This window comes from Rhodococcus sp. P4_C10 (assembly GCF_056402135.1).
Window position 1 is genome coordinate 23,144 of the sequence record NZ_JBFUHZ010000013.1, and the last position, 26,185, is coordinate 49,328.

General features: G+C 65.4%; 22 protein-coding genes and 2 pseudogenes. 12 read left to right on the forward strand and 12 right to left on the reverse strand.

All coding sequences use genetic code 11. The features are described 5' to 3' along the window. Positions 1 to 458: 458 nt before the first annotated feature. Positions 459 to 616, forward strand: a pseudogene (locus tag AC1DWC_RS11475) (alanine dehydrogenase); the annotation flags it as partial. Between the two features lie 400 nt (positions 617 to 1,016). Here AC1DWC_RS11475 and AC1DWC_RS11480 read toward each other — a convergent pair. From AC1DWC_RS11480 to AC1DWC_RS11495, 4 genes are all read right to left on the reverse strand, one after another. Beyond that, positions 1,017 to 3,128, reverse strand: a complete 2,112-nt coding sequence (locus AC1DWC_RS11480; RefSeq protein ID WP_477908130.1) for a glycosyltransferase family 39 protein — start codon at positions 3,126 to 3,128, stop codon at positions 1,017 to 1,019. Next, entirely contained in the window at positions 3,125 to 4,360 is a 1,236-nt protein-coding gene (locus AC1DWC_RS11485) for a bifunctional glycosyltransferase family 2/GtrA family protein (protein WP_477908132.1), read from the reverse strand. Before AC1DWC_RS11485 ends, AC1DWC_RS11480 begins: the two co-directional genes overlap by 4 nt. Positions 4,361 to 4,630: 270 nt before the next feature. Beyond that, the gene (locus AC1DWC_RS11490; protein WP_477908200.1) at positions 4,631 to 6,040 is read right to left on the reverse strand and encodes a sensor histidine kinase; all 1,410 of its coding nucleotides are present in this window, start codon (positions 6,038 to 6,040) and stop codon (positions 4,631 to 4,633) included. Between the two features lie 26 nt (positions 6,041 to 6,066). Continuing rightward, a complete protein-coding gene (locus AC1DWC_RS11495) occupies positions 6,067 to 6,777 on the reverse strand; it encodes a response regulator transcription factor (protein WP_477908202.1) in 711 nt (236 codons plus the stop codon). 96 nt (positions 6,778 to 6,873) lie between these two features. On the opposite strand from AC1DWC_RS11495, the pseudogene ccsA reads away from it, so the two are divergent. Together ccsA and AC1DWC_RS11505 are read left to right on the forward strand one after the other, a co-directional pair. After that, a pseudogene (ccsA, locus tag AC1DWC_RS11500) lies at positions 6,874 to 7,317 on the forward strand (cytochrome c biogenesis protein CcsA); the annotation flags it as partial. 425 nt (positions 7,318 to 7,742) lie between these two features. After that, a complete protein-coding gene (locus AC1DWC_RS11505) occupies positions 7,743 to 8,138 on the forward strand; it encodes a hypothetical protein (RefSeq protein WP_477908134.1) in 396 nt (131 codons plus the stop codon). Between the two features lie 277 nt (positions 8,139 to 8,415). Here the strand turns inward: AC1DWC_RS11505 and AC1DWC_RS11510 are convergent, their stop codons facing one another. Next, the gene (locus AC1DWC_RS11510; RefSeq protein ID WP_477908136.1) at positions 8,416 to 8,637 is read right to left on the reverse strand and encodes a hypothetical protein; all 222 of its coding nucleotides are present in this window, start codon (positions 8,635 to 8,637) and stop codon (positions 8,416 to 8,418) included. 23 nt (positions 8,638 to 8,660) lie between these two features. After that, complete coding sequence (locus AC1DWC_RS11515; protein WP_477908138.1) at positions 8,661 to 8,867, reverse strand: hypothetical protein; 207 nt, start codon at positions 8,865 to 8,867, stop codon at positions 8,661 to 8,663. A 269-nt stretch (positions 8,868 to 9,136) separates the two neighbouring features. Here AC1DWC_RS11515 and AC1DWC_RS11520 point away from each other — a divergent pair, with 269 nt between their 5' ends. The 7 genes from AC1DWC_RS11520 (at position 9,137) to AC1DWC_RS11550 (ending at position 18,461) form a co-directional block, all read left to right on the forward strand. After that, positions 9,137 to 10,417: a metal-dependent hydrolase family protein gene (locus AC1DWC_RS11520; RefSeq protein ID WP_477908140.1), complete on the forward strand. Its 1,281-nt coding sequence runs from the start codon at positions 9,137 to 9,139 to the stop codon at positions 10,415 to 10,417. Positions 10,418 to 10,830: 413 nt separating this feature from the next. Continuing rightward, entirely contained in the window at positions 10,831 to 11,250 is a 420-nt protein-coding gene (locus AC1DWC_RS11525) for a hypothetical protein (protein ID WP_477908141.1), read from the forward strand. A 3-nt stretch (positions 11,251 to 11,253) separates the two neighbouring features. Next, on the forward strand, positions 11,254 to 13,239 hold the full coding sequence (locus AC1DWC_RS11530; RefSeq protein ID WP_477908143.1) for a YhgE/Pip family protein: 1,986 nt from the start codon (positions 11,254 to 11,256) through the stop codon (positions 13,237 to 13,239). A gap of 96 nt (positions 13,240 to 13,335) precedes the next feature. Beyond that, positions 13,336 to 14,712, forward strand: a complete 1,377-nt coding sequence (gad, locus tag AC1DWC_RS11535; protein ID WP_477908145.1) for a glutamate decarboxylase — start codon at positions 13,336 to 13,338, stop codon at positions 14,710 to 14,712. Positions 14,713 to 14,845: 133 nt separating this feature from the next. Continuing rightward, positions 14,846 to 15,487 carry a hypothetical protein gene (locus AC1DWC_RS11540; protein ID WP_477840874.1) on the forward strand — a complete coding sequence of 214 codons (642 nt, stop codon included), beginning with the start codon at positions 14,846 to 14,848 and terminating at the stop codon, positions 15,485 to 15,487. A 105-nt stretch (positions 15,488 to 15,592) separates the two neighbouring features. Then, the gene (locus AC1DWC_RS11545; protein ID WP_477908147.1) at positions 15,593 to 17,374 is read left to right on the forward strand and encodes an alpha/beta hydrolase; all 1,782 of its coding nucleotides are present in this window, start codon (positions 15,593 to 15,595) and stop codon (positions 17,372 to 17,374) included. 274 nt (positions 17,375 to 17,648) lie between these two features. After that, positions 17,649 to 18,461, forward strand: a complete 813-nt coding sequence (locus AC1DWC_RS11550; protein ID WP_477908149.1) for a tyrosine-protein phosphatase — start codon at positions 17,649 to 17,651, stop codon at positions 18,459 to 18,461. 940 nt (positions 18,462 to 19,401) lie between these two features. Here AC1DWC_RS11550 and AC1DWC_RS11555 read toward each other — a convergent pair. The 3 genes from AC1DWC_RS11555 to AC1DWC_RS11565 form a co-directional block, all read right to left on the reverse strand. Further along, positions 19,402 to 19,890, reverse strand: coding sequence for a hypothetical protein (locus AC1DWC_RS11555; protein ID WP_477908151.1), 489 nt, complete (start codon positions 19,888 to 19,890; stop codon positions 19,402 to 19,404). A gap of 64 nt (positions 19,891 to 19,954) precedes the next feature. Then, on the reverse strand, positions 19,955 to 20,455 hold the full coding sequence (locus AC1DWC_RS11560; protein ID WP_477908153.1) for a hypothetical protein: 501 nt from the start codon (positions 20,453 to 20,455) through the stop codon (positions 19,955 to 19,957). An 817-nt stretch (positions 20,456 to 21,272) separates the two neighbouring features. Beyond that, on the reverse strand, positions 21,273 to 22,460 hold the full coding sequence (locus AC1DWC_RS11565) for a glycosyltransferase (RefSeq protein WP_477908155.1): 1,188 nt from the start codon (positions 22,458 to 22,460) through the stop codon (positions 21,273 to 21,275). A 564-nt stretch (positions 22,461 to 23,024) separates the two neighbouring features. Between AC1DWC_RS11565 and AC1DWC_RS11570 the strand changes: the two genes are divergently transcribed. Further along, the gene (locus tag AC1DWC_RS11570; protein ID WP_477908157.1) at positions 23,025 to 23,465 is read left to right on the forward strand and encodes a hypothetical protein; all 441 of its coding nucleotides are present in this window, start codon (positions 23,025 to 23,027) and stop codon (positions 23,463 to 23,465) included. A gap of 42 nt (positions 23,466 to 23,507) precedes the next feature. On the opposite strand, the gene AC1DWC_RS11575 is transcribed toward AC1DWC_RS11570, so the two are convergent. The 3 genes from AC1DWC_RS11575 to AC1DWC_RS11585 form a co-directional block, all read right to left on the reverse strand. After that, complete coding sequence (locus AC1DWC_RS11575; protein WP_477908159.1) at positions 23,508 to 23,813, reverse strand: hypothetical protein; 306 nt, start codon at positions 23,811 to 23,813, stop codon at positions 23,508 to 23,510. 586 nt (positions 23,814 to 24,399) lie between these two features. Then, positions 24,400 to 25,194, reverse strand: a complete 795-nt coding sequence (locus tag AC1DWC_RS11580; protein WP_477908161.1) for a thioesterase family protein — start codon at positions 25,192 to 25,194, stop codon at positions 24,400 to 24,402. A gap of 325 nt (positions 25,195 to 25,519) precedes the next feature. Next, positions 25,520 to 25,660: a hypothetical protein gene (locus AC1DWC_RS11585; protein WP_477908163.1), complete on the reverse strand. Its 141-nt coding sequence runs from the start codon at positions 25,658 to 25,660 to the stop codon at positions 25,520 to 25,522. Positions 25,661 to 25,713: 53 nt separating this feature from the next. Between AC1DWC_RS11585 and AC1DWC_RS11590 the strand changes: the two genes are divergently transcribed. Continuing rightward, positions 25,714 to 26,148 carry a GNAT family N-acetyltransferase gene (locus AC1DWC_RS11590; protein ID WP_477908165.1) on the forward strand — a complete coding sequence of 145 codons (435 nt, stop codon included), beginning with the start codon at positions 25,714 to 25,716 and terminating at the stop codon, positions 26,146 to 26,148. Positions 26,149 to 26,185: the final 37 nt, after the last annotated feature.

The following is a 26,185-nucleotide window of genomic DNA, read 5'->3' on the forward strand; positions in this document are numbered from 1 at the left end:
GCACGCCCCGGATTCGCGGCCTCAACGTGCGTCCTGTTTGACGAACGCCAAGGCGGACGGCCATCTCACTTCTGGTAGCAAATCCAACCTCGACCAGAGGCCGGCGCAGGCGTCCCGGAATCCCCTCCTGCATCTCAATCCGGGAGAGCTGGCCTATACCGGACCCGGGCGCACCCGGACTGACAACAACTGGAACTTTTCCAGATTTGTGTGATCCGGAGCCCTCCTTAAGTGTGATTACCGACCGGTAGACCTATCCAATCCGCATGCAGCCCAACATGCTCCGTCATTGGTGAACACCCCTCCCACGTCCAAGCTCCAGCTCCTCCATTCCATCCACACCCGCGCGCCCTGCCAATGCCCTGTACCTCTCGGGCGTATTTCTGTTGGCCGGTGTTCTGATGGTCGCCGTCGGAAGCTCGATCATCGAACGACGCAGCGGAGGTCAGGACCACGATAACGCGACCCTCCCGTATGTCGTCGCACTCGCCGATCGGGGCTGGGAAGAAGCGACCGGTACCATTTGCGGCTCGACCAGGGCCTGAGCACCCACGACGGCAGGCTCTTGTCGGCCGAGGTCGCGGAAGCCCGCGGGTACGCGGCCGCCACTATCTGACGCGCCAGTCCGAACGGCCTTCCATGACCGGCTCGCGTGACCCCGACGCGCGAGCCCGAATCGGGCCGCCCGGCAGGCTTCGGGCGTCCCGATTCACCTGTCCGAAAACGGGTCCGAAAGTCGCGGACACGATTGCTGACCTGAACCGAGCATGGAATCGACAATCCGTCAGCTGCACAACAACACTGACAGACGCCCTCTTCGGGAGGAATGATGACCGATAACGACCACCTCCTCGCATTCACCCTGAAGTGGCGGCACTGGGGAGGAGGTTCGGCGGGCGACATCCTGGTGGAGTTCGGCCTTAGCCCGGCCGACTACTTCCAGCGGCTCCGCGACTACTTGCACAGTGGCACAGCACCACAGCTGCGGTTGCTCGCCAGGTCCGTGTGTCCACGCACTACGTCCCGGCGCCGGCCAGGAGCGCGGTCAGGTCGTACATCGGCATCCCGTCGACGGTGATCGACGCGAAGTTCTGCTTCACCCACTCGGCGATCTGTGCGCCCGTACCGCCGGCGCCGGGACCCATCCCACCCATCTCCATGCTGTCGCCGATGAAGTAGTGGATCCGGCCATCGGTCACGTACTGCTGGAACTGCTCGAGGGTCGGCGACGGATCGCTGCCGTTGAACCCGCCGATCGGCATCACGGGGCGGCCGGTGGCCAGCTGGTAGCCGGCGGCGCTGTTCGAGAGGATGGTCGCGGCCACCCAGGTGTACCGGTCTGCGTCTTGTTCGAGCAGCCCGGTCATCTCAGCGCTGGGCTCGCTGCCGTTCAGCAACCCGCCGCCGGGGCCGCCCCCATTCATCTGTTCCGGCCCCTCTGGCCGGTTCCCGGCGGGGCCGCCGGGTTGGTTCCCGGCGGGGCCGTACGGCGCAGTCACAGTGCCCGGGGTCCCGGGGGCGGCGGGCGGCGGGCCCATCATCGCCTTGCCGTCGTGGACGATCATCCAGCCCGCCCCGGCGTATTCGCCCATCCCGAACGGCAGGCCGAAGCCGGCGCTCGGCCCTGCGGTGGGCAGCGCGCCCCCGTGCGGGGTACTGATGGTGTCTGCCGCGTACGCGGCCGGGCCCGCCAGCCCGGTGAACACGGCCGCCACCGCGGCCGCCGCTGCCACCCGCCCGCTCAGGCGCGGCCACAACAGTGCCACTGCCGCGAGGGCGCCGACCACCAGCACGACCCAGCGCAGCCACGGCAGGAAGGACGAGCTTCGACCAAGCAGCTCCCACGACAGTATGGCGGTCGTGGCAAGGGTGCCCGCCAGCACGACGCGGACCCGCCAGTCGGCGCGCCGGCGCCAGGCCAGCACCGCGCCCGCGCCGACCAGAGCGCCGACCTGCGGGGCCAGCGCGATTGTGTAGTACGAGTGGAAGATCCCGGCCATGAAGCTGAACACCAGACCGGTGACGACCAGCCAGGTCCCGAACAGCACGAAGGCAGCCCGTCGGGGATCAACGCGGGCACTCCTGCCACACAACACAATTCCGAGCACGCCGAGGATGAGCGCGGCGGGTATCAGCCAGGAGATCTGACCACCCTGCTGAAAGTCGAACATCCGGGTAATTCGGGTGCTCCCCCCCATCCCGCCGGGGCCACCGCCCGGCAGTTCGACGAACGGCGGCATCCCGGCGGGGTCCGCGCCCGGTCCCATCTCAGGCCTGACGCTGCCGGGTTCGTTGCCGTTGAGCCGGCCCAACCCGTTGTATCCGAGGGTGAGTTCGAGGATCGAGTTGTTCTGCGAGCCGCCGATCCACGGCCGGGAGTCGGCGGGCCACAGCTCCACGGTCAGCAGCCACCAGCCGGCTGCGGCGACCATCGCGGCCAGTGCGGCGAACAGCTGCAGCACCCTTCTGCCCAGCTTCGGCGGTCCGAACAGCAGGTAGGTCAGCGCGAGCGGCGGCACCACGAGCATCACCTGCAGCTGCTTGGTCAGGAAGCCCAGCCCGACGAACGCGCCCGCGAGCACCAGCCACCGGGTCCGGCCGTCGGACACGCCGCGCAGCAGCGCCCAGACGGAGGCGACCATGAGCAGCACCAGCAACGCGTCCGGGTTGTTGAACCGGAACATCAGCACCGCGACCGGTGTGAGCGCCAGCACGAGCCCGGCGAGCAACCCGGCGGCGGCGCCGAAGTACCGGCGCACCGTCGCCCACAACAGGGCGACGGTCGCGACTCCCATCAGCGCCTGCGGCACGAGGATGCTCCACGAGCTGAGGCCGAACACGCGCACCGACAGCGCCATCACCCACAACGAGGCGGGCGGCTTGTCCACGGTGATCGAGTTCGCGGCGTCGGACGAGCCGAAGAAGAACGCCTTCCAGGACACCGAACCCGCCTGCACCGCGGCGGAGTAGAACGAGTTGGCCCAGCCGGAGGCGCCGAGTCCCCAGAGGTAGGCGACGGCGGTGCCGATCAGCAGCGCGGCGAGCAGCCACGGTTCCGGCAGGCGGCGCGGCGGCGCGGGATCGGGGGACGCCGTCACGATCGGCGGGGCGTCGGTGGTGGTGGTCACGGCGTGACTCCTTCATGGTGATTGCGGAACACCCAGCGCAGCGCGACGAACCGGGTGACGGTGGCGACGAGGTTCGCGGCGACGAGCACCGCGAGTTCGAGGTGTTTGGAGGCGTCGGGCAGCCAGCGGTGCAGGGCGAACAGGGATCCACTGGTGAGCAGCAACCCGAACGCGAAGACCGCGAGGCCCTGGGCCTGGTGTTTGGCGGCATCCGACCGGCCGCGCACCCCGAAGGTGAACGCCCGGTTGGCGGCGGTGTTGAGCACCGCGGTGACGAGCAGCGCGACAAGATTCGCCGCCTGGGCGCCGATCACGGGATGCAGTGCCAGGTAGAGCAGCGCGTAGGCGACGGTCGAGGCGACCCCGACGACCGCGAACCGCGCCAGTTGCCCGACCATCCCGCGCGGCACCCCCGGCACCAGCGGCTCCCGACCGAGCCCCTCCCGCAACGCGGCGACCGGCAGGGCGCCGGTGGCCAGCGCCCGCCCCACCCGCACCACCCCCCTGAGGTCGGCGAGCGCGGTCGCGACGAGGTCGACGGAACTGTCGGGGTCGTCGACCCAGTCCACTGGCACCTCGTGGATCCGCAGACCCACCCGCTCGGCCAGGACCAGCAGTTCGGTGTCGAAGAACCAGCCGGTGTCCTGCACCAGCGGCAGCAGCCGGCGCGCGACGTCCGTGCGGATCGCCTTGAAACCGCACTGGGCGTCGGTGAACCTCGCCCGCAGGGCGCCGCGCAGGATGAGGTTGTAGCAACGGGAGATCACCTCGCGTTTGGGCCCGCGCACCACCCGCGACGAGCGGGAGAGCCTCGATCCGATCGCGAGGTCCGAGTGCCCGGACAGCAGCGGCGCCACCAGCGGCAGCAACGCATTGAGGTCGGTGGACAGGTCCACGTCCATGTACGCGACAACCTGCGCGTCCGATCCGCCCCACACCGCGCTCAGAGCCCGGCCGCGACCCTTCTCGTCGAGATGCACCACGCGAACCCCGTCGAACTCGGCGGCGAGCCGCCGCGCGACCGCGAGAGTCGAGTCGGTGCTCGCGTTGTCCGCGACGGTTATTCGGCTCGGGTACGGAACCGACGCGTCGAGATGCTGACGCAGCCGCCGCACGCAGCGCTCGAGGTCGCGTTCCTCGTTGTACACCGGGATCACCACGTCCAGCGTCACTGTCACCGCACTGTCGGGCGGCGGCCGATCTCTGTGGCGGACATGCGAGTTCATCGTCATGATCGCAATGGTTCTGGGCGAACCTGCGATGGCCCTGGACCGCGGCTGGCAACTTGCTGTGCACTACTCGCCGTAGGCGTGCGCTTGGCGTCGGTGTTGAGCACAATCGTCATCGCCGCCGCGAGATGCCGCACCTGCACGTAGGCCGGCGATTAGCCTGGGAGACTTCAGCTCTCGAAGTAAACGCGACGTAGGAGTACCTCAACGGAGGCGCCGGCCACGATCGGGCGGCGCGAGCGGGTGCCGGGCCTACTATCCCGGACTGTGCGCTCAGACCTGCCGCTCGATCCGCGGCAGTAGCACCCGGAACACCGCGCCCTCGCCCTCGGCGGACTCCACGGTGACGGTGCCACCGTGCGCTGACACCAGCGCCGCCACGATGGACAGGCCCAGCCCGCTACCGCCGCTGCTCCGGTTTCGCGAGGCATCGACCCGGTAGAACCGCTCGAACACCCGCTCTGCGGCTTCCGGGGTCAGGCCGGGCCCGGTGTCGGCGACCTCGAGTACCGCGCTCGAACCCTCGGTACCGACCCGCACCATTACTTCGGCGGCCTCCGGTGTGTGGGTCAGGGCGTTGCCGACCAGGTTGCCGAGCACCTGACGCAGCCGCGCCTCGTCACCGAGGACCTCGGCCAGCCCCGGGCCGCCGAGCACTTCGAGGCCGATCCGCCGTCCGGGGGCCACGGCCCGCGCGTCGTGGACCGCGTCCGAGGCCGCTGCGAGCAGATCTACCGGGGCCCGCTCGATCGGGCGCTCGGCGTCGAGGCGTGCGAGCATCAGCAGATCCTCGACCAGCAGGCCCATCCGGGCGGCCTGCCCTTCGATCCGTGCCATCACCAGCTCGGTATCGGTCATCGCGCCCTGCCGGTACAGCTCGGCGAACCCGCGGATGGTGGTCAGCGGGGTGCGTAACTCGTGACTGGCGTCGGCGACGAACCGGCGCATCCTCTCCTCCGACCGGCGGGCCGACTCCTCCGACGCCTCGGTGGCCGCGAACGCAGTTTGGATCTGCGCCAGCATCCCGTTGAGAGCGGCCGACAGCCGCCCCACCTCGGTTCCGGTGCTCCGGTCGGGAACCCGGCGGTCCAGGTCGCCCGCCGCGATAGCTGCGGCCGTGTGCTCGACCTCGATGAGTGGACGCAGGCTCCGCCGCACGACGAAATAGCCGAGCACCCCCAGGATCAGCAGCACCACGGCCCCGATCACGACCTGGAGGATCACCAGTCGCTGCACGGTGTCATCGACGTCGGACAGGCTCACCGCAACCGTCACCTTGCCCATCGGCGAGGATGTGGCCAGCACTCGCCAGCGCTGCCCTGGGTCACCGACCGAGCCGACCGTGACCGGCTCCGAACCCAGGTCCTGCGGCAGATCCGGTTGTTTGAAGTCGTCGTTGATGACCAACTGGGTCTGGCCGGCGGGGGCCTGGGCGAGGACGAAGAACTGGGTCGGCGGCCGGCCGGGCCCGGGCGCGGGCAGCGATGGCGGAGGCTGCGGCATCGGTGGCAGCATCGGCAGCGCCTCGGGCTTGGCCCAACCGTGAGCCGCTTCGCGCAGCATCGCGTCGGTGCGAGTGACCAGCGAGTTCTCGAGCGACGAGGTTACCGCCACACCCGACGCGAACAACCCGAGACCCGCGAGCAGCACGAGCGTGGCAACCAGCGTGAACCGCAGTGGGATCTGACGGACCCGGCGACCCACCACGCCTACCTCGGCTCGCGCATGACGTAGCCGACCCCGCGCAACGTGTGGATCAACCGTTTCTCCCCGGTGTCGACCTTGCGGCGCAGGTACGACACGTACGACTCGACCACGCCCACCTCGCCGCCGAAGTCGTAGTGCCATACGTGATCGAGAATCCGCGGCTTACTCAGCACCACGCCGGCATTGACCATGAAGTACCGCAGCAGGGTGAACTCGGTGGGGGACAACGTAACTGGCTCCCCCGCCTTCAACACCTCATGTGTCTCGTCGTCGAGCTCGAGGTCGGCGAACCGGATCCGCCCGGACTCGGCCGGTTCGTCGCGCGAGGCCCGGCGCAGGATCGCCCGCAGCCGCGCGACGACCTCCTCCAGGCTGAACGGCTTGGTCACGTAGTCGTCGGCGCCGAGTGTGAGGCCAGTGATCTTGTCGTCGACGCCGTCGCGTGCAGTCAGTAACAGCACAGGGGCGTCCACCCCGTCTTCGCGCAGCCGACGCAGCATGCCGAAGCCATCCATGCCCGGCATCGTCACGTCGACGATCAGCGCGTCTGGTCGGAACGCGCGCACGCGGTCGAGCCCCTCGTGTCCGTTGGCGGCGATCTCCACCTCGAAGCGCTGAAACCGTAGGCTCGTCGACAACAGTTCGACGATGGTCGGTTCATCATCAACGATCAAGACTCGGGCCTCTGCCTTGGTAGCATTCACCCCACCCATGATCGGCACGGCCCCTGACTACAGGCTGTACGTTCGCTGTGAACTTCCTGTGTGCCCGACAAGGATCCTGGTGACCCGTTCGATTTGTCCCAGCCGGTGGTAGTCATCGTGTCCGCGTGCGGGATCCTCACCTTCGCCAGCACAGCGAGCCTGCTCCACGTCGTCGCCGTCCACGGACACAAGCGATCCCGCGGAACACTGGCGTGGGTCGCCGACCGACTTCCCTCCGCGGAACTACTCGACCGGGTCGCCTACCGCACCACCATCGTCGGCTTCCCGCTGTACACAATCGGGGTCATCTGTGGCGCGATCTGGGCCGAAGCCGCATGGGGACGCTTCTGGGGCTGGGACCCGAAGGAAACCGTCTCCTTCATCGCGTGGGTGCTCTACGCCGCCTACCTGCACGCCCGAGCTACCAGCGGATGGGGGAACCTTCGCGCATCGTGGATCAACGTCGCGGCCCTCGCCACCACACTGTTCAACATGTTCGCCATCAACTTCGTCGTCTCGGGCCTGCACTCCTACGCAGGCCTCAACTAGCGTTCAGCGGACTCGGCGTCGGACAGGCGGGACGTGACTGTCACCGACTAAGACCGTGCGTCAGCTCGCGCACTCCACGCGACCGATCCGGCTTGGGCTGCGCAGTTCTGCCGGCGAGTGAAAACATAGGCGAGGAGGACATGCTCCAGTTTGCCTCGCCAATACCGCAGGAAGGCTGGAACTCCTCCAGATTTGTGTGATCTGGAGCCGTCCTTCGGTGTTACTACCGACTGGTCAACCTATCCAATCCGCATGCAGCCCTGAACGAACCGCCGTTGGTGAACACCCCCCTCCGACCTGTCACCGGTCCGGGCTGATTCCGGCGGCCCGTAGCACCGGGTACTGCTCGGCGGCGCCGACCGCGCACCCCTCGCCGCCGCGGTCGCAGGCCGGGGAGAACGGCGCGGCCGGTAGCGTTTCCGCGCGTGAGCTACGACATCGTCGCCTTCGACCCTGCCGCCACGACGGACAGCGACTTCCTCAACTGGTACGACGCGCAGACCGAATGGGCCGAGGAGCACAACTACCGCGACGTCGCGGTGACCACACCAGAACTACAGGCCTTCTTCCGCACGCTCGTTGAGGTCTTCCCGCCACTCGACGACCTCGACGGTCCCAGCTACGAGAAGCTCGCCGCCGATCCAATCTTCGAGGGAGGCCTCACCAGCCACAGCATCGGATCAACGATGATCTACGCCTGCTTCAGCTGGGCGCTGGCCGAGCGCGCCACCGCGGTGTTCTGCCAACTCGCGGCCGAGCACAAGGTCGCGGTCGCACTGGTCAGCCACGACTCACCGGTCCCGATCATCCGCCCGCAATAGCTCCTACGCAGTAGTAGTTCGCACCCCGGGCGACCGTCGAACGAGCACGTCGCAAGCTGCTCGTGATCACCCGGATGGCCACGGCATTCAGGTTCGCGCCGCGACTGCGACCCAGGATTCCCGTCTTCCGGTGCGGGCAGAGCGATCAGCGGCAGGGCGGATGCTCGAGCTCGTTGTACCGCCGGCGCGCTTCATCGGACAGCCACGGGTAGACCTGGGCGATCTCGACCAGCACCCGCTGCTTGATGACCGTGCCCGCACGGTCGGACAGCTGTTGTCACCCGCTGGCACGGACGCCGTTCCGGTGGGCGTCGTAGTTCGATCCCGTGTGCCGCAGCCAGTTCACGCACAGCCGCTCGAGGAACGCCTCGCTCGAGGTGACCTCGGCGGGCCGCTTCCCCAGCGCCAGACGCCCGTTGTAGTGGGCGATCGCCCGGCGGATCAGCACCGACGGCGCGAGCTGGACGACCTGCACGTCGACCTGGGTAGCCGCGGTCATCGCCCTGGAGTGGTCGGGCCGCGTCATCGTGCGCTCTCCGGCCCCGGGATGAACGCGGCCGCGGCCTGCTGCGCGAGCGCGTCCGCGGTACCGGAATCCGGTGCGGTCGCGCACGATCGCTTCAACACCACGCCGTCGATGTCGAGGACGCAGGTGACGTGCATGTCCTGGCCGGAGCCGGCGATGCTCGCGGGAGTGAGTCCGCGCCATGCTTGCCTCTGGGTACCCATCGTGATCCCTCCCTGCGGCGCCTGGCTGGTCGGTGCCGCGCTCGACGTCGCCGCCGCGATCTGCCTGGCGCACTGTCGCACGAGGGGAATCACAGTGTTGGCGCCGGACGTCAACGCGGCTCGTCGAGTTCCTGATGGTCGGTTTAGTGTTAAGCGTAAAACTCCCCTTTACGCATCGGGGATGTGTTCAATCTCGAATAGATAACTGTTCTTTGCTCTCGATCCTTGTTGAGACATTCCCCTTTGCTGTCCGCTTACCCTTCGCTGGTATGACGACTTCATCGAAAGCCAAGCGGCGGATTGTTTTTCGTGATGTACGTGTGTTCGACGGCACGTCCGACCGGCTCGTTGCCGGGGATGTCCTGATTGATGGCGACCGAGTTGCTGCGGTGTCGGAATCCCCGGTGGGTGAGGAACCGGGCAGAGAGACGCAGGTGATCGACGGCGGCGGCAGGGTGCTGATGCCAGGTATGTGTGACGCCCACGTACACCTGGTGGGCAACGCGAACTCGTACGTCGACATGGTGACGGGCTCGGAGAGTCACATCGCGATCAATGGTCTCGCCGAAGCAAAGAACATGCTGTTGCGCGGTTTCACCGCGGTCCGGGACATGGCCGGCGATACGGCCAGCATCAAGTCGGCAATCGATCGTGGACTGTTTCCGGGCCCGCGGATCTACCCGTCCCAGGCCGCGATTTCGCAGACCAGCGGACACGGTGACTTCGGCTTCGTCTACGAAGCGCCGACTGCGCTGGGCGGCGAGGAGTCGCGTGCCGAGCAGATCGGATTTATGCGGGTCGCGGACGGGGAGGCGCAGGTGCTGGCGTCGGTTCGCGAGCAGCTGAAGAAGGGCGCGTCTCAGATCAAGGTGATGGTCGGAGGCGGGGCCGCCTCGATGTACGACCCGCTGTACACGGTCCAGTTCACTGACAGCGAGTTGCGCGCGGCGGTGAACGCGGCCACCGACTACGGGACCTACGTCGCCACCCACGTCTACAACGTCACCGGCATTCGCCGAGCGATCCAGGCCGGTGTCAGGTCCATCGAGCACGGCCACCTCGCGGACGAACCGACCATTGCGCTTTTGGCTGAGCGGGACATCTGGCTGTCCATGCAACCGTTCGCGCTCGGCGACCACCACTATCCGGACGCCAATCGTGCCGGGAAGGATCGCGAGATCTGCACCGGTGTCGAGAACGTGTACGGCTGGGCGAAAAAGCATGGGGTGAAGGTTGCCTGGGGAACCGATCTACTCCTCGAACCCCAGATCGCCCCGAGGCAGAGCGAGATGGCGGCCCGACTCGGTGACTACTACAGCAATGCCGACGCGCTGCGGATGCTGACGTCCGGCAACGCCGAACTGTTCCGGCTAGCAGGTGAACGTGACCCCTACCGGGAGGCCCCGCTCGGGGTTATCGCAGAGGGCGCGTGGGCGGACGTCCTGCTGGTCGACGGCAATCCGATGGAGGACCTCAGCCTGATCGGGGACCCGGGCAAGAACCTGTCGGTGATCGTGAAGAACGGCGAAATCGTCAAGAACGCAATCTGACCCGGTCCGCCGAGTCACCTGTATCGAACACGAAGTCAGTGCCGAACGCGCGTGCCGTCGATCCGATGGCCGGCGCAGGAGCGGGGTGTGAGTTGGTCGAAACAGCGATGGCGGAACACGAGGACTTCAGGGAACGGGATCCCGGGTCGCTCGTGTGCGCGAGGGCGATTGAGCTTCACGGGCCGTGGGGGCACGTATTCGGTCCGCTGGACCTCGACATCGACGAGGGTGGGGTGACGGTCCTCGCTGCGCAGGCGGGAGCCGCCCGAACGGCCTTGCTCATGACGTTGTGCGGCAGGATGCGTCTGTCGGGAGGGTCGCTGACCGTGCTGAGGCACAGGAACAGACCGGCGAAAGTCTTCGCGCAGTCTGCCATCGCATGCCTCAACGAACTCGACGACGTCAGTCCCTCGGTGACGGTACGCGACCTCGTCACCGAGCAACTGCGGTGGAACTCTCCGTGGATGAAATTCGTCCCGCGGGTCCGCGAGGACGGCGTGGAGCGCATGTGCGCGGAGGTCTTCGGTGACGTGCCCCTGCCGTCGCTGAACGCCTTCGTCGACGATCTTCCCGAGATCCAGCAACTGCTGCTGCGGATCGCGGTGGCCAACACCCACCGTCCACCACTGCTTGTTGTCGGGCGAATGGACCGGATCGCCGACGACGAAGAACGGCTCGGTCTACTCGAACGCCTTGTGGCGCTGGGTGAACGGCAGTCGGTGATCACTGCCGACGTCAATCCGCTGCCGGCCGACAGTGGGGTGCGCGCCGTTGTAGACATGCACGGACTGCTCGGCGCAGGCGATGTCGGCGTCATGACCGAGGGGAAGTGACCCATGCTTGCAGGAATGTCCCTCGGCAGCGATTCGAAGCGGTACTTCCGCGGCGCCATGCCGCGGATCGCGATCATCACCATCATTCTCATGCCCCTGCTCTACGGTGCGATGTACCTGTGGGCGTTCTGGAATCCGTTCGGCGAGGTGAACAGGATCCCTGCTGCGATCGTCAACAACGACACCGGGCGCACCGCGACCGGGCAACAACTCGATGCCGGTGACCAGGTCGTCAAGTCGCTGATCGCCTCTGGACAACTGGACTTGGCGGAGGTTTCCGAGAAGGAGGCTGCCGACGGTCTCGCGTCCGGAATGTACTACTACACGATCAGCCTGCCCGAGAACTTCAGCGCTGCGGTCGAGTCACCGAACGGGGACAATCCGGAGCAGGCGGAGCTGATCTTCACCTTCAACGACGCCAACAACTATCTGGCGACCGTCATCGGGCAGGATGCGTCGGAGCAGGTAATCAACCAGGTGAACTCGACCATCGGCGCGCAGGGGGTCGGGCAGGTCCTCACCGGTCTGCAGAGCGCCGGGTCCGGCCTGAAGCAGGCTGCCGACGGCGCCGAACAGCTGTCCGCCGGAATCGACACCGCCAAGAGCGGTGCGGACCAACTCAGTTCGGGTGCGAACGAACTGGCGACGAACATGGTTACCGCGGAATCCGGATCGGCGCAACTGGCCAGCGGCGCATCCCAACTCGCGACCGCGATCGACGGGGCCACCACACCGTTGATCAACGCCCTCGACAGCGGCGCCGTCCCGAATATCGGCGGCCAGGTGTCCGATCTCCGGCAATCCCTCGAGGCTCTCGGGAACCGGCTGCCCGAGCCGGCGCAGCCCGCACAAGCCACCGCGGTCACGCAAGCGCTCGACATCCTCAGGCAAAGCTCGGATCCCCTGGTCCAGCGGGCGATGGCGGCACTGTCACCGCTCACCTCCCAGCAGGTGCGCGGTGACACCGCAGAGCTGCAGGCGGAGATCGGTCGACTCAGCGGTGACGCCCGCGCGGTCGAATACCAGCTCACGGACCCTAACAGCCCTCTCCAGTCGGGTCTGGCACTGCTGCAGAACGGCGGGATCGCGTCAGACTTGAACCAGTTGCGTAGTGGCGCCAACGAGCTCAGCAGCGGTGCCGCGACTCTCAGCTCGGGCCTGGTCCAGCTGACCGAAGGCAGCAATCAGCTCGCCGGCGGCGCCGACCAGCTCGCATCCGGCATGGTCGAACTGCAGTCCGGTTCTGGCGAGCTCGCCACCGCGCTGGACCAGGGAGCCGGGCAGGTACCGAGCTGGACGGACGAGCAGAAGACCGCTACGGCCGACACACTCTCGACGCCGGTCAAGCTCCAGCAGGACTACACGAACATTGCTCCCACCTTCGGCACCGGGTTCGCTCCGTTCTTCCTCTCCCTGGCCTTGTTCGTCGGCGGCATCATCACCTGGATGTTGCTGACGCCGTTGCAGTCCCGGCCGACAGTCGGTGGCGTGGGACTGTACCGAACCGTGCTCGCATCGTACTGGCCGGCGTTGCTGGTGGGGATCCTGCAGGTGCTCATCATGTACACCGTCGTCCATTTCGGGGTCGGACTCGAGGCGAAGCACGTCCTCGGCACGGTCGCCTTCCTGATGCTCATCTCGGCGACCTACCTCGCGATGATCCAGGCCTTCAACGCGGTGCTCGGGGTCGCCGTCGGACGCGTGGCCACCCTCGCATTCCTGATGCTCCAACTGGTCTCCGCGGGCGGCATCTATCCCGTGCAGACAACGGCCAAGCCCTTCCAGTACATCCACCCGTTCGACCCGATGACCTACACGGTCAACGGATTGCGGCAACTGACCGTCGGCGAGCACGTCGACTCCCGGCTGTGGATCGCGATCGCGGTGCTGGTCGGGATCCTGCTCGTCAGTCTCACCGCCAGCGCGCTCTCCGTCCGCCGCAACCGGCAGTACACGATGGAGCGGCTCTACCCACCCGTGGAGGTGTGACCCAACAGACGCACCCGAGAACCGGGCGGCTGCGCGTCATCGCGCCCGGGAATGCCCCAACATTCGTGATCACTGGAACTCAGTATTGGAGAAAAGATGTCGAACTTCTTTGAGGCTCCCGCTGAAACCCTCGCTCCCGCATACACGGGACGGCTCGGAACCGACGCCATCCCGGCACTGCGGATGCCGAAGGCCGAAACCGATCCGGAGGCCGCCTACCGGTTCATCCACGACGAGCTGATGCTGGACGGCAGCTCGCGGTTGAACCTGGCGACATTCGTCACAACCTGGATGGACCCCCAGGCAGATCGCCTGATGGCAGAGACGTTCGACAAGAACATGATCGACAAGGATGAGTACCCGCAAACCGCCGAGATCGAGACGCGCTGCGTGAACATGGTTGCCGCCCTGTTCAATGCGGAGGGGCTCGACGAGTCCGATCCCGCGTCCGCAACGGGGGTGTCCACGGTCGGCTCGTCGGAGGCGGTGATGCTGGCCGGCCTCGCGCTGAAGTGGCGTTGGCGTGAGGCACGGGGGGCGGCAGGCAAGGATTCGGCCCGCCCCAACCTCATCATGGGCAGCAACGTCCAGGTCGTGTGGGAGAAGTTCTGCCGGTACTTCGACGTCGAACCGAAGTACCTCCCGATGGAGAAGGGCCGCTACGTCATCACGCCGGAACAGGTCCGGGAGGCCGTGGACGAGAACACCATCGGTGTGGTCGCAATTCTCGGTACGACGTTCACGGGTGAACTCGAGCCGGTCGCCGAGATCTCCGACGTCCTCGACGAGATCGCCGCGAAGGGTGGCCCCGACGTCCCGCTGCACGTCGACGCCGCAAGCGGCGGATTCGTGGCGCCCTTCCTGCATCCGGAACTCAAGTGGGACTTCCGCCTCCCCCGGGTGGTCTCGATCAACGTCAGTGGCCACAAGTACGGCATGACGTACCCGGGCATCGGCTTCGTCGTGTGGCGCTCGAAGGAGCACCTGCCCGAGGACCTGGTCTTCCGGGTCAACTACCTCGGCGGTGACATGCCGACCTTCACTCTGAACTTCTCGCGTCCGGGCAACCAGGTCATCGGGCAGTACTACAACTTCATCCGGCTCGGTGTCGCCGGCTACACCCAGATCATGGAGTCGCTGCGTGACACCGCACTGATGCTCTCGTCCGAGATCGCGAAGATCGACCACATGCGGATCATCACCGACGGCAGCGCGATTCCCGTGCTGGCGTTCGAGGTCGAGGGCGACCCGGGGTTCTCCGTGTTCGACATCTCCCACGAACTGCGGGCCCGCGGCTTCCAGGTACCTGCGTACACCATGCCGGCCGATGCGGAGGATGTCGCGGTACTGCGAATCGTATTGCGAGAGGGCTTCAGCCGGGACATGGCCTACAAGCTGGTACTGGCGATCAGGGACGTCGCGGCTCGGCTCAAGGCAGGTGCCGAGCACACCGCGAAGGGGTTCGCGCACTGAGCTGACGGGCAGATGAGGCGCAGGTGCGGATGAGCACCTGCGCCTCCCCTGACGTGCGAGTAAGGGACGAGATCGCCGCACGTGCAGGGGAAGCCGGACAACCCACCTGTTCCTCTATTCAAGAGAGTGCCACATGCTGATTCATCCAACTCTGCGCATACAGTGCTGGGGATTCGTCATCGGATCTCTCCTGTTCGCCCTCGGATCCGCACCCTGGATATCAGTGGCGATTGGCACCGCCGCCGCGAACACCTCCTTCTTCGTCGGTTCGTGGTTCTTCACCGGCGCGGCGTTCGTGCAGTTGATGCTGAGCGGGGCGGCGACCACCACCGACCACGGCACACCGGCGATTCGAGCCGAGTGGCTCTCCGCGGCAATCCAATTGCTCGGCACACTGCTGTTCAACATCAGCACCGGCGCTGCGCTGCACGCACACACGATCAAGAGTGAGACCCACCTCGTGTGGAATCCCAACGCCGAGGGATCGGTCGCCTTCCTGCTCAGCAGCGCCCTGGCCGTCCTGATGCTGCTGCGGGCCAACCAGATCTGGGAACCGCGGTCGAAGGACTGGCAGAGCGTGTGGCTGAACATGCTCGGGTCGATCGCCTTCGGAGTGTCCGCCGTGGGCGCGTTCATCACCCGCAACGGCACCGTAATGGACGACGTCCTGGCTACCGGCGGCACGTTCGTCGGTGCGCTCTGCTTCCTCGCGGCTTCGGCCCTCTTCCTCGGCAAGGACGAGCGGCTGGCCGAGGAGTTCACCGCCGCGACCTGAGTGACGCGCACCCGCAGCCCTGATCCACCGCTGAGTGAGTCGGCGTGAGCGTCTCGTAAGCGCGAGAGCAAGCAGAATCAGAGTGAGCCGGAGGTATCAACACCCATGACCATCACGACGTCCACGCCGGAGATGGATCCGCCGGACAAGGCGGTGCCACAGACGGGCACACCGCCGAGTCCATCTGACCCGCGAACGCCGGGACTACCGTCGCGTACCCTGTCTCGGTTCTTGAGGTGGCTCAGGCGTTTCCACCCAGTCGGCCTGGCCGGAGCCTTGCTGTTCTATTGCTGGTCGCTCTCTCCGTCCCTGCTCCCGCGCGTCTGGTATCTGCAGGGTGTAGCCACTGGAATCAGCCTGGTCACCGGGTACGGGCTGGGTGTTCTCATCGCCTGGATCGTGCACAAACTCGGGGTACACATGCCCTGGTCCACCTCCATGAAGAGGATCGGTTGGTACCTGCTCGCCGCTATCGCCCTCGTCATCGTCCCGCTGTTTCTTGTTCTCGGTTCGTGGTGGCAGGACATCAGTCGCGAGTTCGTCGGTATGGAGCCGGGAAGCGACTGGGATTATCCCGGAGTGCTCGCCGTGGCGGTGCTTGTCGCGTTGCTCCTGTTGATGGCTGGGCGCGGGCTTCGCCGTCTGGCACACCTGCTGAATCGACTCACGATCCGGTTTCTTCCCGCACCTGTCGCCCGAGGCCTGAGCGTCGTCGTCGTCGGCGTTGTCGTGGTTCTAATGGTCGAGGGGTTGGTGTCGACCGAGATTGCTCGGATCGCAAATGGTTCGGCAATCGCCGCAGACGAGGGCACCCCGGACGGCGTCACTCAACCAGCTGCCCCGGAACGTTCCGGCTCCGCTGCCTCGCTCGAACGGTGGGATTCGCTTGGCCGCGAAGGACGCACGTTTGTCGCCGGCGGCCCGGATCCGCAGGAACTCTCCGAGGTCACCGGCGAACCGGCACTCACACCTATTCGTGTCTACGCAGGCTATCGATCCCTCGAAGGAACCGGTGCCGAGCCTGGTGACGAGTCGATGGAGATTCTCGCCGATCATGTCGTCGCGGAACTCGAGCGCACCCGCGCATTCGAACGGGAGTACCTGGCCGTGGTCACCACCACGGGACGGGGTTGGGTCAATCAGGATGTCGCCGCCGCTCTGGAGTACCTCGCGGGCGGCAATTCGGCGATCGCGGCCATGCAGTACTCGTTCCTCGCCAGCCCTTTGGCTTTCCTCGCCGACCGGGTGTCACCGCGAACTGCCGGGCGCGCTCTGTTCGAGGCCGTGTACGACCGGTGGAGTCAGCTCCCACCGCAATCGCGGCCGAAGTTGCTCACCTTCGGTGAATCCCTCGGGTCGTACGGCGGCCAGTCGGCATTCTCCGGCGTACAGGACATGATCACCAGAACGGATGGCGCTCTGTGGGTGGGAACCCCCAATTTCACCGAGCAGTGGCGTCGCATCACGGATTCGCGCGACCCGGGGAGTCGCGAGATCCTGCCGGTTGTGTACGGAGGTCGGAACGTACGTTTCGCGGCCACACCCGCTGATCTGGGCGATACCGCCGGTCTCGGCGTATGGGATTCCCCCCGGATCGTGTACTGGCAACACCCGAGCGACCCCATCGTGTGGTGGTCTTCAGACCTGATTTTCCACCGCCCTGACTGGCTTGCCGAGGAACACGGCTCCGACATCGACAAGGGCATGTCATGGATCCCCTTCGTGACGTTCTGGCAGGTCACGTTGGACATGGTGTTCGCCGCCGAGGTTCCTGCGGGACACGGGCACTCCTATACGACAGAAGCAGCACTCTTCTGGGCGGATATCCTCGGAATCGACGATTCCGGGCTCGTCGATCGAATTTTTGAAAGAATGAACTCCGAGTAAGCACTGATGAACAAACCGCCAGGTAGTTATGACCTGCGTCTTCTACGAGGATCAATCAAATTTCGGGAACCTGGCGCATGAGTAGCCCATCGGACCACCTGATTCAGTAGGACAGCGAGGCCATGTCACGGCCATCAGTTCGCGGGCCACGGTACCGCTGCAGAAGCCGTGGGTTCATCGAGATTGTGGACGCTGACTCCTGACAGGTACCTCGTCGAGATAAGTCACACGCCAATCAGCATTCGCCGCCACCAGCCCTCTGCAACAATTGGGTATGGCGAATGACGAAGGCGCACATTCCGACAACCTGGCCGTACTTCCCAACTTGAGAGACATCGGAGGAGCGCACGCTGGAAACAATTGGCGAGTTCGCCCGTCAATTGTCTACCGTTCCATCGAATTACACCGCCTCCCCGCCGACGACCACAAGTTCGGCCTCCTCGGCATCAAAACGATTTACGATTTACGCACCGCCGCTGAGCGGATCGCGGCACCCGACCCGCAGTTGGACGGAGTCAGCTCGTGCGCCCTGGACGTACTCGCCGACTCCGCCACTGCGCTCCCGGCAAATCTCGCCACAGCGATCGACGACCAGGGCACCATCCCAAGAATCGGAGAAGCGCTCGGCGGTGGTCGAGCAGGTGAGATGATGGTCGACACCTACCGCCAGATAATTTCTCTGCCCAGTGCACTGGCTTCCTACAGGTCTCTTTTCGAGGGACTGGCCGGCGGATATCCAAGCCCATCGCTCTTCCACTGCACCACCGGCAAGGACAGAACAGGTTGGGCTGCAGCAGCGTTGCTGAGCATTCTGGGAGTTGATCGATCCGAGGTCTACCGCGACTACCTGCTTACCAATGACCAACTGATCCCTGCACTGCATCCCGTGTTCGCCAAGTTCGAAGCTGCCGGCGGCGATCCAGATGTGCTACGCCATGTCCTCGGAGTCGACAGGTCCTATCTCGATGCAGCTTTCGACGAGATGGACAAGCGATACGGCAATATCGAAGGATACTTCGTAGATGGACTGAAGCTCGAGGAGCACGCGATCACCGCACTCAAAGAGCAACTACTCGAACCTCGCTGACATGAACACCCTGCCGTAGTCGACGACCACGCACTCGATCGGTATCGCCGCACCTGCACCTGAGATTTGGCGGCCGCCGAGAGCACCTGTCGGCACCAGCAGGCTTTCGGGTAGTCCGACGAACGGCAACTGTGTCGGATCGCCGCCGGGCACGGGCAGACCACCTCGAAGAGCACACTTCTCTTACAGTCCTGCCACTGCTTAGGAGGGTAGTTGTAGGTTCCGGATCCACTTGTTGGTGCGACCTGGGATTTTTCAAGATCTTCCACGATGCTTGTCCACGAAAGTCCGCTCGGAGATGTCCATTTCCACAGGTCCTGCGGATCTCAGTGCACAAGGATCACCCCTTGAACATCCCGGAAAGTTGAACCGTTACCGCTCCTTCAACAAGCAGTCATTCACTGCGGCCGTCGCCGTATCGTCGCCGGAGAGCCTGAACGCGGTCACCGACTTTGCGCAGCGCAGCGGGCACGACACCGTCACCGGCGGCGGGAAAACCGCGACGTCGCAAACCGACGCCAAGCCACTGCGCTACGAGATTTCCGACGCCCGTCTCTCCCCGCTCGCCGATCGTCAAACCGGACACTCAGTAGCAGGGCCCCATCCGTTCGCATCCATCCAGCGATACGCGCTCGGCACAGTGCCTCCAGCGCCTCGTACTCGGCGCGCCAGCGGGCATGATCCCCCGCTGTTCCTGGCCACGTCTGCGAGCGCCACTTCTTTGGGCCGACGCGCTGACGGCACTGGTGCTCCCGGCCTTCGAGCTGAACAGAGAGTTCCTGAGCGCCATGACCGTCGAGCAGCATGCCTGAGCCGACCATGTCGGGGCCGCGCTGGGAGGCGACCGACTCGCAGAGCTGAGCGCACAGGTGATCGCCGCCTCGCGCGCCTACCGCGGGCCGACGCCGGCCGCGTCACTCAGCGCGATCCGAACTGAGCCTCAGCGACCGAAGAGACGGCCGAAGAACCCGCCCCTGCCCGACGCGAGCGGCGCCCACTCGAGATTCCACAGCTCCTCGACCGTGATCCCGGCGAGGCGGCAGACGAACTCCAGATGCGCGTCCTCCGGGTCGTCCTCGGTCTCGAACACCGCCTCGGCGTCGATCGGGGCGCCGCGGTCTTCGGCCACCTCGCGCTCGGCGAGCACTCGGAGGCGGGGGTCGTCGCCGAACGACTGGACCACGTAGACGTCACTCGTGCCACCGAGGGTGACGAGCACCGTTCCCGCGGGCGGCTCGGAGAGCTGCGGAAGCTGCTGGAGATCGAGACCTGGATCCACGAGCACCACGTGCGCGCCGACCTGCGCGGCCGACGGGCCGGCCGCGGTGCTGCGGCTCGCGCCGTCGAAGTCGATGGCCGATTCGGCGTCAGCTCCGAAGGCCGAGAGGTCGGTGTTCGGCACGAAGCCCAGCATGAAGTTCATCGACATCCCGACAGCCTAACGACCGGGGACGACGGTTCCCCGGATCGAGAAGCCGCCGGGTTGGCGCGCGCTACTCGCCGTCGGCCCGCCCGTCCGCGTACTGCGCGACCACGCGGTCACGCCAATCGCGGAAGTCGTCGAACTTGCCGGCGAGCGCCTGCCGCAGCTCGGCAGCGCCGTTCACCCAGTCCATGTCCTCCGGGTCCGGCACGTCTCCCGGGGCATGGTTGGCGCCGGGGACGACATAGGTCGGGTTGCCCTGCGGATTGACGATGAGGAACCCCGCTGCGACGCACAGCTCATAGATGAATGTCGTCTCCTCCTCCGACAGCGAGGCGTGATCGATCCCACCGCTCAGCGGCTCCTCCTGATCGAGCGGGTCGAGGTACAGGTCGGTCCAGTGGCCGTCGAACGAGAGCGCCTGCCCGTCCGCATCGACGAGAAGCGAACCTTGGCCGTCGCTGTCCATCGCGCGCAGGCCGCGCGCCTCGAGGAAGGCGGCGACGGCATCGCGATCCGCGTCGCGCTGCTTGTCTCCTTGGACGCGGACGAAGATCAGCGAGAATCCCATGCCCGGAATACTGTGTCGTCGCGTGTCCCTCCGCAAGGAAGACAATGACGATCGCCTCGTGGGCTTGCCGACATGGAAGAGTTGCAGTTCCAAGGGACAAATAGGCTTGAATCATGACAAGTGCGGGACATATGGGTCCGGAAAAGGCCAACTAGATCCGGAACCTACTCTGCTTCTGTAGGTTCCGGGCCTACCTGTCCGAGCCACCTGAGATCTTCAAGAACTTCCACGACACTTGTCCATGAAATTCCGGGCGAAGATGTCCCTCTCCACAGCCCTGGTCCAAGTCGAGGCCAGATCATCGCGGCCACGCTGACTCTCGGTCTCCACCGTCACCCTTCCGCAGCCCCGAGAGACCACCATCGCGGACGCCGCCGACACTCGGTGCCGGTTCCTGCCACCCCATCCGGGTCTCAGGCGGCCCTGCGATCGGCGCAAACGCGCCGGCTTCCGGCTTGTACGGCATGTCGGCGCGTATTCGAACCGAGGTTCCCCTGAGCTGGGGTTATGCGTACCCTTGATGTAGTCGACGGTGCGCATGAGATGTCTCACTCTTCGTGCCGCCCCGTTATCCGAGGTGTCCTTCACACCGTGGTATCCCCACGGTGCGGGCGGCGTTCGATCCGCCTGGACGGTCCCCTGACTCTGAGGGGCACAGATCCTGACTGCGCGGCCCAGAGGTGTCCCGTTTGACGGACCGTCAAGCGGGACACTGAACCTGCGTCGGGTGCCACGGTCGGAGGTAACCTCCTGCACGACAGAGTTGGCCGGTAGTCGGGCAGGTCTGAGGGCGGGCCGGCGCACCGGGCGCCAGCCCTCACGCCAATTTGCTTCGTATCCGCGGACCCATCAAGTTCTCCAAGTCTGTTGTTATCGATGCGGGGCAGGGCAGCTCTGCGATCTCGTTGCGCACACGCTGGGCCCCGCCCCGCAGCGTCTCCGAGGCGAGGGCGGTACGTGCTGCTTCGCGGAGCTCGTCGGGCGACATTGTGATCGGATTGAGAGCGATCCCGGCATCCAGGGCTGTCAGGCGCTGGGCATTGAGTTCTTGGTCTGCCCCCATGGGCAGAGCGATCACGGGGACACCGTGGGCCAACGCGCCAATGACACTTCCGGACCCGGCGTGGTTGACGACAAGATCGCAGTGCGGCAGCACTACCGATTGCGGTGTGAATTGTTCGATCCGGATGTTATTGGCGACGACCGGGATGGTAGCGGGATCGATGTTTCTGCCGACGGTCGCGAGGACCCGCACAGGCAAGGTGCGCAGTCCTTCCAGTACGCGTGCGAACAAGTCGCCGGACTCGGTGTTGAAGACGGTTCCGAGAGTGAAGTACACGCGCCGCGGCTCGTCGCCGGCGGCAAGCCAGTCGACGGCAGCATATCGTCCGGTGTCGGGCTCTGATTCGGACTGGATCGACAGCGCGGTCGCGGGGAGCGGGAAGTCGGGGTGCCGGAAGGAACACGGAAAGGGTGAAACGACGAGATCTCGAGTCAGTTCGGCGCCAGCAGGATCATCTTGCAGTCCGTGGACTGCCCGGAGATGCGCCAACGGCTCACGGATCCGTTCCATGCGGGTCAAGGCGCCGGAAGCAATGACATTGACGACGACCCGCGGGACCCACGCCTGTTCGGCCGCGAGCATGGCCCCGAAGTCCATCTCGTCGCAGATCACCAGATCCGGTTCCCACTGATCGATGACCCCGCGAACGTGGCCGAAGCGCCGGGTGGCGAGTGCGCCCGCAAAATGTGAGCCGATCACCGACAACTCATGGTCGAGATCAGGTTTGACGAGCCTGCCCGTCGACTCGCCACTGGGAACTGACCCCGAAGTCCCGACAGGAAAACTGGCGTCGAACCCACTGATCTCGTCGACGATGTTTGCCTGACCGCACACACCCACGCGGTGGCCGACAGCTCGGAGTGCACGAGCGATCGGTAGTATCGGATTAAGGTGACCAACCCCGCCGGCGAAGGAGACGAGGACTCTTCTGTCGCGTTGCACGCCCACCATTCTGTCCTGCTGATCAGGCAGCGGACGGAGGCCGAGCTGGGATGTCGTGGCTTACAGGCAAGTCGACGGCGCATGTCCAAATCTCACGGTGTCGCCCGTCGTCTTGTAGGTTCCGGATCTACTTGTCCTGGCAACATGGGGATTTCAAGGTCTTTCCACGACATCTGTCCACGAAATTCCGCGCGATGATGCCCTTTTGCACTGATCCTCGGCAACTCCGGCACTCCATCATCACCACCAAGGCCGCGCAGGAGCATGCCCGTTACCGCTCCTCCACCCAACGGGTGGTTCTGCATCACGCAGTACTGGCACCCGATACCGACACGACATTCGACCACACGCGCCGCGAGGCACCCAGAGAGCACGCGCGCCACGACGACCCGGCTTCAAGCTTGATCGCCGCCACCGTGCTGGCAGGGCGAGTTCAACGTTCGAACGCTAGGCGTTGTGCGCTCACGGCACGACAAAGGCGCCGGTTCCGGCGATGCTCTCGTAGCCCGTCGTCGTCGATGCGGCTACGAGTAACACACATCCCGCCGAAACCGACTCATCGGTATGAAGATCTTGCCTCCGGCTCACCTGTCCCTCATTGCCCTTGCGGCCTGTGCCGCTGCAGCGCTGGGGGCCGCGCCTACGGCCTCCGCCGAGGTCGTCGACCTGACCATTGCCCCCGGCCTCAGTGCGGGACCGACCACCCCGTTCGGCGTCGGATGCACATATCTGGTGGTGGCCCGCACCGAAAAACTGGCCGAGCCGCGCACCGACATTGTCGACTACACCAACGAGTCGACCATGTTTCCCCAGGACCTCGCCTGGAACATCGACCCGTACTACAGCACGCCGGTGATCCTCGGACACAAGGTCACATTGTGGACTCCGACGGCGCCGGGTGAGCATTCGCTGATGGCATATCAGACCTCAGCCGGCGGACCCATTCAGACGGTCACCGTCAACCCCGCCACTCCCCTCGGTCCGGGTTGCATTGTCGCACCATGATGGGGTTCCGGTAGCGGGGGTTGCCGCGGTGCTGACCTCGTCTCAGGCCACCACGAACCGGGTCATCACCAGGTTCGGGTTGACGTTGCCGGTGCTGAACGCCTCGGTGGTCACGGTCAGACCGGCGGGGCCGGAGCCGATGGGGATGCTGACCTGCTGAGTCCAGTTCCCGCGGGGTGTGGCGAGGCCACTGGATTCATTGGCCATGTTCGCAAGCATCGTGCCGCCCTGGTGGGTGGCGGAGTTCCAGAAGTTCACGTAGGCCGTGATCTCGCAGGGACTGTTGAACAACGGTGTCCAGGACAGCGTGACCAGCGCGATTCCCGGCCGATTGTGTGGCGTCTGCACAGTGCCGGTGATCTGACCGCTGCACGGGACCGAGTTGCCCCTGCCGAGGGTGTGTGCAGTCGGGAGGGGTGTCGACTCCTGGTGGTGGGCGGAGGCGGTGGGAGCCGATAGGACCAGCGTCGATGCCGCTAGGGTCGCCGGAATCAGTGCTCTGCGAAGCAGTCTCATCACTCGAGAAGACTACGGCACGCGAAAGCGTTGGCCTGCCTCGTTCCCGGCGTCGTTCGGACCGTCGTCGGACTGATCCGAGGCCCGACAAATCGTTCAACCGGCGGCGAGTCGTCGGCCCTGGGGCGACAAAGCTGAAGGAACCAGGTTCGGTCACTCTACTGCTCACCGTCGCAGTCCACGGGCGTGACCTACGGGATCATCACGGGCGACAACCCGACGCGATTCACCCCAGCCCTCCAGGCGGTCCGGGTGCGGCTGCCGATTCGGTCAGGGGACCGTCCGAACGTCACCCGGACACGAATTCGGCCGATGGTGCGTCAGTTATTTGCACCGCTGACGTCGGCTGCCAACCATCGCTGAACGAGCGACATAGCCAACAGGGGACGTCGCTTGTAGCGGCCTTCGAACGAAGTGGTCAGGATGGGCTCGGGGCGGTGAAGTCAATTTGACGGCGGGCGTTGGACATTGTGGTGACAACGCAGGTTCCCAGCGGGCCGACGCGGTCATAGAGGGTGGCGGTGCCGATCGAGATGCCTTCTGAGGCAACGGTGCTGTCGGCCCGCAGCCCGAGCTCGTACCCGAGTGGAAGTCTCGACAGCGTGAGGGTCGCGTCGGTATTTATGTACCCGGCGCCGTGCGAGCCCCAATGGCACACGTGGTTGGCGGCATCGCTGAGGAACGCGGCGCGTTGGAACGGCGAGATCGGCTCGCCTTCAACGAGTGGGGGAAGAGTGTGCCACGAAATCTTGCGATCGGCGTTCTGGTTCGCTGCGAAGTCGTGTGTCCAATCGCGATCACCACTCTTGAACAGCGGCGGTGATCCCTCCGGGGACACGCACCCTTCTGGCGGCATGGGCAGTTCCGGTGCGGGGCTCCACACCCGCCCTTCCGGTTCGACGCCTGTGGTCAGGAACGCCACCGAGGCCCGTGCCCGCACCTTTCCGTCCTGCACGATGGACGCGTCCGCGACCGTGATCCGTGTGCCCTGACGGACGATTTCGCTACCTACCTGGATCGGTTCGTTCACAACGGGGCTGAACAGGTCCACGGTCAGCCTGGCGGGAATGAATCCCGTTGGGCAGTGGGTCTCGAGCTGACGTGCCAGCAGGCCGCATATGCCGGTGCCACTGAGCTGGGACTTCGACCAGGGACTGACGGCAAGTTCTTCCGCCACCAGCAGATCCCCACGCTTGCTGAAGAAGCTGACCATCCGGTTCCTCCCATAGTCCAGACATGCAAAACTAGAACACGTTATCGCGTGGGGCGACCGTTGTCTCATGTTCCTCTTCATCGGCATCAAACCGGTTTCATCGGCATCAAACCGGTCGATCATGGAGGTGAGAACCAATTCGGGCCCGCCGACTATCGGCCCGCCGTTACCCCGTCGGAGACGAGACCATGGTTATTCAGTCACCTGTTCAGTGACGCGCTGCGATCAGACTGGCGTGGGTGCAGGCACCTGGCTCCTCGCCGAGGTCGGCCAAGATCGAGGTGAGGCGATCGGCGGTGCGTTGGTGGCGTTCGACCTCGTGGTCCTAGCCGCGTGCGGAGGCGTCGGCGATCAGCGTGTGTTCGGTGGCTAGGCGCTGGCGCAGCCGGGGCGCGTAGTCGCTGGTGGTCAGGAACTTCGAGCAGGTCAGCACCACCGTGTCGTGGCTGCAGACGAACTTCGTCACGGCCGAACTAGAACTCGGTCACTGCCTGCGCCTGCCCGCCGAGGCCCCTGCGAATGCGATCGGAGTCAGACACGAGAGAGTTTCTCGCACGCAGCATCGGTGCCGGCCCTGATCGTCTAGACCTAGCGGTTCTCGTTGGTGGGAACCTTGTCGGATCGGCTTCGGTGTGGACCACCGACGCAGAGCACAAAACCGGCAAACTCGGATACGTGCTACGCAAAGATCAATGGGGCCGCGGCTACGGGACCGAGACTGCTCGACTGCTCTTCCGCCTCGGCATTGAGCGCCTCGGGTTGGAGAGGATCGCCGCTACGTGCGACGTCGACAACATCGCCTCGGCCCGGGTACTCGAAAAGACTGGGATGAATCGCGAAGGGACCCACCGAGGACATCGTGTAGTGCGCGGCGAACGGCATGACCATCAAGTCTTCTCGCGACTCGCTTCAGATACCGTCCTTTCTCGGACACGAATCGGGCTGGGCGGCTGAGGATCTGACTCGCGGCGATAAGTGGCGGTGTTCTCGC